General features: G+C 29.2%; 9 protein-coding genes. All 9 read left to right on the top strand.

Translation table 11 applies throughout. The features are described from left to right. Positions 1–73 precede the first annotated feature (73 nt). The 9 genes from pabB to LPB302_RS10465 all read left to right on the top strand — a co-directional run bounded on the left by pabB (position 74) and on the right by LPB302_RS10465 (position 12,405). Positions 74–1,375 carry an aminodeoxychorismate synthase component I gene (gene pabB, locus LPB302_RS10505; RefSeq protein ID WP_053973590.1) on the top strand — a complete coding sequence of 434 codons (1,302 nt, stop codon included), beginning with the start codon at positions 74–76 and terminating at the stop codon, positions 1,373–1,375. Positions 1,376–1,377: 2 nt separating this feature from the next. Next, positions 1,378–1,611, top strand: a complete 234-nt coding sequence (locus tag LPB302_RS10500) for a hypothetical protein (protein WP_053973591.1) — start codon at positions 1,378–1,380, stop codon at positions 1,609–1,611. A gap of 1 nt (position 1,612) precedes the next feature. Continuing rightward, positions 1,613–2,071 carry a type II secretion system protein GspG gene (locus LPB302_RS10495; RefSeq protein WP_053973592.1) on the top strand — a complete coding sequence of 153 codons (459 nt, stop codon included), beginning with the start codon at positions 1,613–1,615 and terminating at the stop codon, positions 2,069–2,071. Between the two features lie 9 nt (positions 2,072–2,080). Next, positions 2,081–2,902 carry an alpha/beta hydrolase gene (locus tag LPB302_RS10490; protein ID WP_053973593.1) on the top strand — a complete coding sequence of 274 codons (822 nt, stop codon included), beginning with the start codon at positions 2,081–2,083 and terminating at the stop codon, positions 2,900–2,902. 22 nt (positions 2,903–2,924) lie between these two features. Beyond that, positions 2,925–4,238 carry a tRNA lysidine(34) synthetase TilS gene (gene tilS, locus LPB302_RS10485; RefSeq protein ID WP_053973594.1) on the top strand — a complete coding sequence of 438 codons (1,314 nt, stop codon included), beginning with the start codon at positions 2,925–2,927 and terminating at the stop codon, positions 4,236–4,238. Beyond that, complete coding sequence (locus tag LPB302_RS10480) at positions 4,238–6,208, top strand: protein-disulfide reductase DsbD family protein (RefSeq protein WP_053973595.1); 1,971 nt, start codon at positions 4,238–4,240, stop codon at positions 6,206–6,208. Before tilS ends, LPB302_RS10480 begins: the two co-directional genes overlap by 1 nt. A gap of 6 nt (positions 6,209–6,214) precedes the next feature. Next, complete coding sequence (locus LPB302_RS10475) at positions 6,215–6,625, top strand: hypothetical protein (protein ID WP_053973596.1); 411 nt, start codon at positions 6,215–6,217, stop codon at positions 6,623–6,625. A 148-nt stretch (positions 6,626–6,773) separates the two neighbouring features. Beyond that, complete coding sequence (locus tag LPB302_RS10470) at positions 6,774–9,353, top strand: phosphoenolpyruvate carboxylase (protein ID WP_053973597.1); 2,580 nt, start codon at positions 6,774–6,776, stop codon at positions 9,351–9,353. Positions 9,354–9,411: 58 nt separating this feature from the next. Then, positions 9,412–12,405 (top strand): ELWxxDGT repeat protein, encoded by a 2,994-nt coding sequence (locus LPB302_RS10465; protein ID WP_082329762.1) that lies wholly within the window; start codon positions 9,412–9,414, stop codon positions 12,403–12,405. Positions 12,406–12,407: the final 2 nt, after the last annotated feature.

The raw sequence follows: 12,407 nt of genomic DNA, 5'->3' as shown, positions 1-12,407 counted from the left end.
ATAATATTTAAAAACCTCACTCTTTGGTGAGGTTTTTTTGTTTCCAAAACTTTCAAGTATTTTTGTAGTAAATATGCTAAGAACCACAAAGTCTTTTACTGTTGATAATGTTGTTGAATTTAAAGACAACCTTTTAATTTGGGCACAACAATTTGACACATCAGTTTGGTTAGATTCTAATAAATACCAACAGCAATATTCCAGTTTTGATTGTGCTTTAGCTGCAGAGGAATTCACGTCTATAAAAACAGATTATTCTAATGCTTTTGATAAACTTAGAGAATATCAAAACACTACAAATGACTATATTTTTGGTTACATTTCTTATGATGTTAAAAATGATGTAGAACAACTTTCTTCAAAAAATATTGATGGTTTACATTTTGCTGATTTGTATTTCTTTCAGCCACAAAAGTTGTTTTTCATCAAAGGAAATGTAATAGAATTTCATTATCTCAAAATGGTTGATGATGAAATTGAAAGTGATTTTAAAGCAATCCAAAAATCTGAAAACCTTAAAATTGAAAAATTTGCAAGTGATATTAAAATAAAACTCAGAATTCATAAAGAAGAATATTACAGCAAAATTCATAAAGTTTTAGACCATATTAAAAGAGGTGATATTTATGAGGCAAATTTTTGCCAAGAGTTTTATGCAGAAAATGTAACCATAAATCCTTTAAAAGTCTATAAAGATTTAAATGCCATATCAGAACCACCTTTTGCAGTATTTCTGAAAATGGACCATCAGTATTTACTATCTGCATCCCCTGAAAGATATATTAGAAAAGAGGGAAGTAAAATTATATCACAGCCTATAAAAGGTACAGCAAAACGTTTACGAAGTACAATTGATGATCAGAAAATTGCCTCAGATTTATCAAAAGATATTAAAGAACGTTCAGAAAATGTGATGATTGTAGATTTGGTGCGAAATGATTTATCTAAATCTGCTAAAAAAGGTTCTGTAAAAGTTGAAGAGCTTTGTAAGGTGTATAGCTTTAAACAAGTGCATCAAATGATATCTACTGTGGTTTCTGAACTAAAAGAAGATATTCATGCAGTAGATGTTATAAAAGATACTTTTCCCATGGGAAGTATGACAGGTGCTCCTAAAGTATCTGCCATGAAAATTATCGAAGATTTAGAAGAAACAAAACGTGGTTTGTATTCTGGAGCTGTTGGTTATTTTACACCAGAAGGTAATTTTGATTTTAATGTGGTTATAAGAAGCATACTTTATAATGAAGAAAATAAGTACATTTCTTATTCTGTGGGTAGTGCAATAACTGCAAAATCTATAGCAGAAAGGGAATATGAAGAGTGTTTACTAAAAGCAAAAGCAATGCGTTATGTATTGCTGAATTCTAATTGATTATGATACAAAATAAAGAAGAAAAGTTTGAAGCTATTTTTGCATCAATAAAAGAAAAACCTAATGAAATTAATATGTTTAGTGGTTTTCTTAAACTGTATCCTGAAGATTGGAAACAGCTAAAAGTTAATTTTAGTAAATTTAACAGAAGTAAACAATTTGGAAAAACAATTCCTTTACCAAAACCTGAACAATCTTTAAAAAAAGAAATTCGTGTTTGGTTGAAAAAAAGATAATTTGGCTGAACTATTCTCAGAAATACTTGAATGGTATTTAGATATAAAGTATTGGATTAAGCATAAAAAAAGAAGAAAGTTTGAGAAAGAAAACAATCTTCCTAAAAGTATCGTTTGGCATCCAATGACAAAGCCACTTTTAATAGCTTTCCCTATTTTTCTTCTAACTTTTGCATTAATTTCCTATTTCAATCTCGAAAATAGACCTATAGAAAACACCAATTCGAAAATTGTTAAAATTCAGTTATTACTTTCATCCGAAAAAAAACAATTTGGTTTTTATCCTAAAGAACTAAAAGAAATTATTAGAAACAATCCTTTGCATAAAAATATAACCAAAGATTATTGGGGAAATGATTTTATCTATAAAGTATCAAAAGATTCCTTAAATTACCAACTCATTTCTTTTGGTAAAGACCAAAAACCGAATACTTCTGACGATATTATTAAAACTAATTAACCCATAATTATGATCAACACAGAATTCAACTTTACTATTTACGATACTAATTTTTATGGTCAATATTGGCAAGGAGCAACAACAAAAGCAGTGGTTGTTTTAGCTCATGGAATGGGTGAACACTCTAACAGATATACACATGTTGCACAAAAATTAACAGATAATGGTTTTGCAGTTGTTGCTTTTGATCATTTTGGTCATGGAAAAACAGGTGGTAAAAGAGGTCATAACCCAAATTTTGAGGCAGTTTTAGAAAGTATAACAAAAGTAATTGAAAAGGCAAAAAGTGTTTTTCCTAAGAAACCAATTTTCTTGTATGGGCATTCCATGGGTGGTAATACCATCGTAAATTATGTGCTTAGAAAAACCCATGATTTAAAAGGAGCAATTGCAACTAGCCCATTTTTAAAATTAGCCTTTGATCCACCAGCTGTAAAACTATTTGTAGGTAAATTACTGCAGAATATTGTACCCTCTTTAACTATGGGAAATGAGCTTGATGTAAATGCTATTTCAAGAGATGAAAAAGAAGTAAAAAGCTATATTCAAGATCCTTTAGTACATTCTAAAATAAGCCCAAATTATTCTATAAAATTTATTGAAACTGGAGAGTGGGCTATAGAAAATGCGCATAAACTTACTATACCAATGTTGCTAGTTCATGGCACAGAAGACAGCATTATAGATTATAGAGGCACAGAAGCGTTTGCCAATAACAGCAAAAGTGCAAAGCTAAAATTATATGAAGGTGGTTATCATGAATTACATAATGATTTGTGCCAAGAAGAAATGCTACAAGATGTTGTAGACTGGTTAAATTCTCAACTTTAATTTCATTACTTTTGAAGTGTAAATGCTTCAAAAATTCAAAGAACATATCAACATAAATTTTCCTTTTTTACAGGGTAAAAAACTATTGATTGCTATTTCTGGAGGATTGGATTCTGTGGTATTAACACACCTTTTTAATCAACTAAATAGTGCTACTATTGCATTAGCACATTGCAATTTTAAACTTAGAGAAAAAGAAAGTGAATTAGATGAAGAATTTGTCATTAATTTATCACAAAAAACGTCTAATCAGATTTTTACGATTATTTTTGATACAAAAGAAATTGCTAAAAAACGTAAAACTTCTACTCAAATTACAGCTAGAGAATTAAGATACAATTGGTTTAAAGAGTTAGTAAAAAAACACGATTTTGATTTTGTATTAACAGCACATCATGCAGATGATAATCTAGAAACCTTTTTAATAAACCTAACAAGAGGTTCTGGTTTAGATGGCTTTACAGGAATACCTGCTATTAATGGCAACATTGTTCGTACATTATTACCTTTTAGTAGAGCAGAAATTTTAAATTATGCTAAAGAAAATAATATTGATTGGAGAGAAGATGCTAGTAATGCATCTACAAAATACGTTCGTAATAAAATAAGGCATAAAGTTTTACCTATCCTTAAAGAAATTAACCCTAGTCTATTAGAAACATTTTCACAATCCATAGAAAATTTAAAAGAAGCGCAAACTATCATTGCTGATAGAATTGAAGATGTTTCTCAAAAAATAATTTCTAGTGAAAGTGATAATCTGCAAATAAATATTGGGCTGATTAAGAAATTATCGAATCCAAAAGCATATTTATTCCAACTATTAAAAGATTACAACTTTACAGAATGGAATGATGTTTATCATTTATTAGAAGCGCAAGCAGGTAAACAATTATATTCTAAAACACATCGTTTATTAAAAGATAGAACACATTTAATCTTATCTAAATTAGAAAATAATGATGTATTTGAAGAAATACTTATTTCTGAAAATTTATCTGAAATAAAACATCCAATTCAGTTAACTTTTAGCGAAGTTTCAGAGCTAAATGAACAGAATAAACAAACTATTTACGTTGATAAAGATTTGTTAAATTACCCTCTTTCTTTAAGAAAAAAACAAAATGGAGACTATCTTTATCCTCTAGGAATGACAGGAAAAAAGAAGCTTAGTAAATATTTTAAAGATGAAAAATTTTCACTTTTAGATAAAGAAAATACTTGGTTACTTTGCAATGCTAATAATGCTATTATTTGGGTGATTGGTTATAGGCAAGATCGTAGATTTTCTGCAATACAATCAACCAAAAAAAATTTAAAAATAACTACATTATAATGAAGAAATTCATCACCCTTTTTATCTTTTTGACTGCTTTTATTACAAAAGCACAAACAGAAAGTGACCCCATAAAAATTGATGCTTCTATCAACAAAATTTCAGATACTGAATACGATATTGTTTTTAATGCTAAACTTTACAAAGGTTGGTATTTATACTCTCAGTACAATCCTGAAAATGCATCTTTACCTTTAGAAATTTCTATACCAGAAAACGCAACTGGGTATAAATTAGTAGGTAACCCTCAAGAAGAAGATACCTTTAAAAAATATTCTGATGTATGGGAAGTAGAAGAAGTTGTTTTTAAGGATAAAGCAAAAATTACACAAAGAATTCAGCTTACAAATAAAGATATTACACAAATTAAAATTAACTTTTTTGGCCAAGTTTGCGAAACAGCTTGCATAAATATTGATGAGGATTTCACACTTTCGTTAACAGGAAGTACTATAAAAGAAACCATTGTTTTAGACGAAAAGAGTAAGCTACTTACTCAAAAATTAAAGTTAGAATTAAAGAATAAATCGCTTTTAAAAAGCGATTCAGATGTTGATTCTGAATCGTCAAATGGACTTTTTAGTATTTTCTTTTTAGGTTTTGTTGGTGGTTTATTAGCACTTTTAACACCTTGTGTTTTCCCTATGATTCCATTAACCGTTTCATTTTTTACCAAACAAACCAACAATAAAAGAAAGGGTGTTTTTAGAGCAATTCTTTATGGTTTTTTTATTGTATTTATTTACATTTTATTAAGTCTCCCTTTTCACTTTTTAGATAATTTAGATCCAGAGATTTTAAATACCATTTCTACAAATGTTTGGTTAAACATATTCTTTTTTGCAGTTCTTGTGTTTTTTGCATTTTCATTCTTTGGTTTTTACGAAATAACCTTACCAAGTTCTTGGGGTAATAAAATGGACTCAGCATCGTCTGTTGGTGGTATTCTAGGAATCTTTTTTATGGCGTTAACCTTAGCAATTGTATCTTTTTCTTGTACAGGTCCAATATTAGGTTCTTTATTAGCAGGCTCTTTAACTGCAGATGGTGGAGCTACTCAATTAACTGCAGGTATGACTGGCTTTGGTTTGGCTCTAGCTTTACCTTTTGCTTTGTTTGCACTATTTCCTAATTGGTTAAATGCATTGCCAAAATCTGGTGGTTGGATGAATACAACCAAAGTTGTACTAGGTTTTCTAGAATTAGCTTTGGCATTTAAATTTTTATCAAATGCTGATTTGGTTGCACATTGGGATATTCTAAAACGTGAAATTTTTATTGGTATTTGGATTGTTATTTTTATAGGATTAGCCTTGTACATTTTTGCTAAAATTAAATTTCCACACGATTCTCCAGTAAAGAAATTATCGTTCTCAAGAATATCTTTTGGTACTTTAGTAATTGCTTTTATTATTTATTTAGGGCCTGGAGTTTTAAAAAACCCTACTTGGAATTTAAGTCTCCTAAGTGGTTTTCCTCCACCTCAATTTTATAGCATTTACGAACAAGAAAACGATTGTCCTTTAGGTTTAGATTGTTATAAAGATTTTGATGAAGGTTTAGCAAAAGCAAAAGCAGTTAACAAACCAATTTTACTAGATTTTACAGGTTGGGCTTGTGTAAACTGTAGAAAGATGGAAGAAAATGTTTGGAGTGAATTAGACATTTTTAGAATACTTAAAAACGACTACATTTTAATTTCGCTTTATGTAGATGATAATGAAAAAGAGTTGCCAGAAAATCAACAGTTTGATTTCTTAAAAGAAAATGGTAAATTGAAACAAATTAAAACTGTAGGCGATAAATGGTCTACATTTCAAGTAATTAATTTTAAAAACGCGTCTCAACCCTATTATGTATTATTAAGTCCAGATTTAGAAGTTTTAAATTCTGCCCAACAATATACAAACAGAGACACTTATTATACATGGTTAAAAGACGGACTTGAAAATTTTAATACTAACAAATAAATAATTATGATTTTTAGTGCAAAAATTACTCAGATTTCGAAAATACAGTTAGTACTATTTGCAATAGCTTGTACTTTTAGTTTATCACTTTCTGCACAACAAAAACAAAATCAACCAAAGAGTATTTATACGTTTTCGTCTTTCGCTTTAAAAAACAGTGCTTACGCTTTAAATAATAAATTAAAGTTGAAAAATTTTAATTTTGTTTATGTGGATTTACTAGATTTAGATCTAAATCAATTTTCTGTAGATTTTCAAAACCTTGGTAAAAAACCTTCTTCTTTAATCTATGATGATTATAATGCCTATAGAGATGAAAACTTTTTAAAAGGATTTCGATTGGAGAATGATCCAACTCGTTGGAACTTGCAATGCCCAAGTCCACTCTCTGTGCAACCCACAGTTTCTAAAAATTAAATATTTAATAGTTTTCTTCAGTTTTTATCTATTTAAAAATTTATAGTGTGAATTTCTACATTATTCGCAATGAAAATTGGAATTATTGCTAAATACCTAGCATCTTTATTTTTGGTTTTTTGTAATTTCACCATGTAAATTATAGCTTATGTCTACCTTACCAAAACTTACCAAATTTAATGACAATGTATTGTCTAAGTATCAAATCTACAATAGTATATTTATTACACTTCCTTTTGATACCATAAACAATACAGGGGTATTGTTACCACTTTTTCATAAAGTATGTGAAAAAGGGTTTAAAAACGGAAAAAACCCAACAGAAATTGTAGATAAGTTCTTCAAGAAATATCAAGATACACCTAGTGAATCAGATAAAAAAGATTTACTCTTTCAGTTCATTCAATATATAGAACGTCAAGTAGTTTTGTTTGATGCTATAGAAGATGCAGCCTTTCCTGTTGTGAATAACATGGATGGTTTTGGAACACTTAGAAACTCTAAAGAATCTGCAACTTTAAGTGGTAAAGATGAAGCTTTAAAAAAATATTTAGAAGATTTTAAAGTACGCGTAGTTTTAACTGCACACCCAACACAGTTTTACCCAGGTTCTGTTTTGGGTATCATTACAGATCTAGACAAAGCCATTCAAAATGACGATTTACTTTTAATTAAGAAGTTATTAGCGCAATTAGGTAAAACTCCATTTTATAAAAAATCTAAGCCAACACCTTTTGATGAAGCTGTAAGTTTAATTTGGTATTTAGAGAATGTATTTTATCATTCTGTAAGTAAAATACACAACTATATACAAGAGCATGTTTACGATGGTCAACCCATAGAAAACGAAATAATCGACCTAGGTTTTTGGCCTGGAGGAGATAGAGATGGTAACCCTTTTGTTACCACACAAATTACGTTAGATGTTGCAGAAAGATTACGTCAGTCTATATTAAGAAATTACTATAGAGATGTTAGACGCTTAAAAAGACGTTTTACTTTTCATGGTGTGCAAGAAATTTTATCTAGAGTTGAAAAGCGTTTATATAAACATGTTGTAAGAAGTTATGCAAAAGTAAATTTCTCTAAAGAAATACTTTTAGAAGAATTAGAAAACGCGAGAGATATTGTTATTAAAAACCACGATTCATTATTTATTGATGAATTAAATGATGTAATTAACAAAGTTAGAATCTTTGGTTTTCATTTTGCAACCTTAGATATAAGACAAGATAGTAGAGTGCATCATAATGCATTTACACAAATTGTAGATGATTTATTAGCAAGTGGAGATACTACTTTTCCAAAAAATTATCAACGATTATCACCTGAAGAACAAGTAGAAGTATTGGCTTTAGTAAAAGGAAATATAGACACTTCTATTTTGTCTGATGAGATGTCTGTTAAAACCATAGAATCTATATACGCTCTTAAAACCATTCAACAAAGAAATGGAGAAAGTGGTGCTAATAGATACATTATTAGTAATAACCAAACTGCATTAAACGTAATGCAAACCTTTGCCATGCTAAATTTATGTGGATTTGAAAACGAATTACCAGTAGATGTAATTCCACTTTTTGAAACAGTAGAAGATTTAGAAAATGCTAGTGATGTAATGAGAACGCTTTATTCTAATAAGGCTTACAGATATCATTTATCTAAAAGAAAAGACAAGCAAACTATTATGTTAGGTTTCTCTGATGGAACTAAAGATGGTGGTTATTTAATGGCAAATTGGGGTATTTTTAAAGCAAAAGAAGCACTGACAAAAATATCTAGAGAGTTTGATATTGAAGTTATTTTCTTTGATGGACGAGGAGGACCACCAGCAAGAGGTGGAGGAAAAACACATCAATTTTATGCTTCTTTAGGCCCAACAATAGAAGACAAAGAAATACAGCTAACCATTCAAGGTCAGACTATTAGTTCAAATTTTGGAACATTAGATTCTTCACAATTTAATTTAGAGCAATTAATAAGTTCAGGAATTAAAAATGAGGTTTTTACAAAAGACCAAATTAATGATACTAATAGAGATATAATTAACGATTTAGCAAACACAAGTTACAAGACTTATGTAGACTTTAAAAATCATCCTCAATTTTTATCGTACTTAGAAAAAATGAGTACCTTAAAATACTATGCAAAAACAAATATTGGTAGTAGACCAAGTAAAAGATCTAACTCAGATACTTTAGATTTTTCTGCTTTAAGAGCTATTCCTTTTGTTGGTAGTTGGAGTCAATTAAAACAAAATGTGCCTGGATTTTTTGGTGTTGGAACAGCACTAAAAAAATACGAAGATGCAGGTAGATTTGATGAAATTGTAGCTTTTTACAATGCATCAGATTTCTTTAAAACACTGTTAGAAAACAGTATGATGAGTTTAACCAAATCTTTCTTTGGGTTAACTGCATATATGGCTGATGATCCTGTTTATGGAGAATTTTGGAAATTAATTTACGAAGAATATAAAACAACAAAACGTTTGTTGCTAAAATTAACTGGCCATAAAGAGTTAATGGAGAATTATCCTGAGGGTAAAGCTTCTATTGCAATGAGAGAAAGTATTGTTTTACCATTGTTAACCATACAGCAATTTGCTTTAAAGAAAATTCAAGATTTGCAAAAAAGTGAAGGTAATGAAGCCGAAATTGAGGTGTATGAAAAAATGGTAATGCGTTCTTTATTTGGTAATATTAATGCCAGTAGAAATTCGGCTTAATTTTTAAAAAATAATTCATTTATTAGTTATAAATTTCATTAGTTTTGGGAAAAAACTAATGAAAACGAATCCCCTATTGCTAATTTTAGCATTATGTAGCTATTTATCTTATTCACAAACAATTCCCGTTAAAAAAATAGAAATCAACTACTTAGGAGGTAGCTATCCTCTTTCATTTGCTAAAACAAATAATGCCTTCTTTTTTACTGCAGAAGGTAATGGATTAGCAAGACAATTATACACTTCAGATGGAACTTCTGAAGGCACAAAATTGGTTAAAGTTATTAATGAGACTAGACCAGAAAATACTTATATAAACAATTTAATAGGATTTGAGAATATCATATATTTCACTGCAAATGATGGTATTAACGGAATTGAATTGTGGAAATCTGATGGTACTGAGCAAGGTACTAATATGGTTAAAGCCATTAATGAAACTCATAATGACGATTATACAACTGCACCAAAAGAATTAACAATTTATAATAATAAACTATATTTTTCTGCAAATTCTAATGCTTATGGCTGGGAAGTTTGGGTAACAGATGGTACTGAACAAGGCACAACCCTATTAAAAGATATTAATACAGGCTCAGAAAGTAGCTCACCTGAAGGTTTTACCGTATTTAATAATGAATTGTATTTCTTGGCAGGAAATGCAGAGTTTGGGAAAGAACTATGGAAAACTGATGGCACAGAACAAGGTACAGTACTTGTAAAAGATATAAAAACTGGTTCAGAAAATGGAGCCTCAGGTAGTCTAGTAGCATCTGGTAATTATTTATACTTTACAGCAAATGCTGATGATTACTTTAACCCAGGTAGTGTTCAAGGAAATGAATTGTGGAAAACTGATGGCACTGAAGCAGGTACAACCTTAGTAAAAGATATTGCTTTAGGACCTGCAAGTAGCATGACTAATTTAAGTGGATTAGATTTAAATGGGACTTTAGTGTTTACAGCTTATACATTAGAAGCAGGAAATGAAATTTGGAAAACTGATGGAACTTCAACTGGTACAGTACTTCTAAAAAACATCAACAACAATAATTTACATAGTATTTCTTCATTAAACCTTTATATTAAATTTAATAACGAAATCTATTTCTTAGCAGATGATAATATAAATGGCATAGAAATTTGGAAAACAGATGGAACAACATCTGGAACCAAAATTTTAAAAGATATTAATACTTCTCCTGATTACTCTTCAGTAAATGTTTTTAAATTTCATGTTGATGAAGTTAATAATAAATTATTTTTTTATGGTAAAAATAATAATCAAGCAGAAAATAAATTATGGGTTTCTGATGGAACAGAAAATGGCACTAAAAACTTAGCTGATCTTATTCAGCCAGATATTTATAGCCCAACTAATTATTTTATAACGTTTAAAGAACATTCCTACTTTTCTGGAAAGAATGATAAGAATGGAGTAGAATTATATAAATCTGATGGTACTGCAGAAAACACAAAATTATTAAAAGATATAGAATATTCTTCAAGTAGTTCTCCAGCAAAATTAATTAATGTCAATGGAAATGTATTTTTTAGGGGAACCAATGAAGCCTCTTATGGAAATCAATTATTTAAAAGCGATGGAACTAAAGAAGGCACATCTTTAATAAAAAAAATTGGTTCAAATTCTAATATTGATGATAAATCAGAAATGGTGGTAATCAATAATAAACTAATATTTAGTGCACACAATAATTCTGATGGTTTTGAACCTTGGGTAAGTGATGGTACAGAAAGTGGCACATTTATGATTAAAAACATAAGGTCTGATGGAAGCAGCTTAAGAAATTCTAATGATATTCAAACCTTTTATGCTGCAAATAATATTGCTTACTTTTTTGCAAATGATGGTGAACATGGTTTTGAACCTTGGAGAAGTGATGGTACAGAAAATGGCACATTTATGCTTAAAGATATAAGAACTTATGGCAATGGAACAGGTCATGAACAAATAGGTGGCTCTAGTTGGCCAAAAGATTTTATAGATTTTAATGGCACAACATACTTTATTGCGTTTGATACAAATGCTTCAGCAGTTTGGAAAACAGATGGTACAAAAGAAGGTACAGAAAAAGTATTTGAGCATCCTAATATTGGGCGTTTACTAAAAGTTAATCAAAAATTAATATTTGCGGGTTATAACAATGGCAGTCTTTTTTGGGAGTCTGATGGAACAGAAGCTGGTACAAAAAATATAAATTTATTACCATTCGTTAATTTGGTGAATGCTAATACAATTCATTTAGAAAACGATTTATTCTTTGTATCAAGATTAGAAAATATTTCAAATAGATTTGGTTTGTATAAAACAGATGGTACAGAAAGTGGTACTATTTTATTGTATGAAGGTCTTAATCATCCTACTCTAGATGAAGTAGTTATAAAAAATTTAGTAGAGTGTAGTGGATTTATTTATTTTGAGTTAGAAGATTATTATGGACGAGGAACAGCTGAGCTTTGGAGAACTAATGGGACTCTTACAGAAAAAATTGACTCAGATACAGGGATCTATGAAATTATTCCTACCTGTTACAAAAACAGTTTAATATACAATACAGATAGTCCTAATACTTTAAAAGCTATTACTGAAAACAATAACCAGTCTATTCAACTGAATTTAGAAATTACCAACAATGCTGATTTTTCAGAATATAGTTTTCTCTATAATTTTACCTCTTCAGGAGATTATTTGTTTTTTACAGGAAGAACAGATTTAAGTGGTGAGGAACTTTTTTCAACAAAAATAGATATGCAAGTATTATCAACTGAAACTGTTTTTACAAATAATCAAAACACAAAGGAAATCAATATCTATCCTAATCCTAGTAGTAATTATATCAATATTTCAAGTCAACTACAAATTAATAATTATGCACTTTATGATATTAATGGAAAATTGATTTTAAATAAAAAAGTAAATGCAAAACTTGAAATCAAAATACCTACAAATTCAATTAAAAAAGGTTTATATATTCTTGAAATACAATCAATGAATAAAACAATTAGAAAAAAAGTAATCATTAATAAGTAATA

The organism is Polaribacter dokdonensis (assembly GCF_024362345.1).
Classification (GTDB): Bacteria; Bacteroidota; Bacteroidia; order Flavobacteriales; family Flavobacteriaceae; genus Polaribacter; species Polaribacter dokdonensis.
The sequence above is the reverse complement of the archived record's forward strand: the minus strand, read 5'-3'. Positions and strand labels throughout refer to the sequence as shown.

Bases quoted from the DNA above. Each gene is read 5' to 3' on its own strand.
- tilS (WP_053973594.1), top strand. From the start codon at position 2,925: ATGCTTCAAAAATTCAAAGAACATATCAACATAAATTTTCCTTTTTTA.
- pabB (WP_053973590.1), top strand. From the start codon at position 74: ATGCTAAGAACCACAAAGTCTTTTACTGTTGATAATGTTGTTGAATTT.
- LPB302_RS10475 (WP_053973596.1), top strand. From the start codon at position 6,215: ATGATTTTTAGTGCAAAAATTACTCAGATTTCGAAAATACAGTTAGTA.
- LPB302_RS10480 (WP_053973595.1), top strand. From the start codon at position 4,238: ATGAAGAAATTCATCACCCTTTTTATCTTTTTGACTGCTTTTATTACA.
- LPB302_RS10465 (WP_082329762.1), top strand. From the start codon at position 9,412: ATGAAAACGAATCCCCTATTGCTAATTTTAGCATTATGTAGCTATTTA.
- LPB302_RS10470 (WP_053973597.1), top strand. From the start codon at position 6,774: ATGTCTACCTTACCAAAACTTACCAAATTTAATGACAATGTATTGTCT.
- LPB302_RS10490 (WP_053973593.1), top strand. From the start codon at position 2,081: ATGATCAACACAGAATTCAACTTTACTATTTACGATACTAATTTTTAT.
- LPB302_RS10500 (WP_053973591.1), top strand. From the start codon at position 1,378: ATGATACAAAATAAAGAAGAAAAGTTTGAAGCTATTTTTGCATCAATA.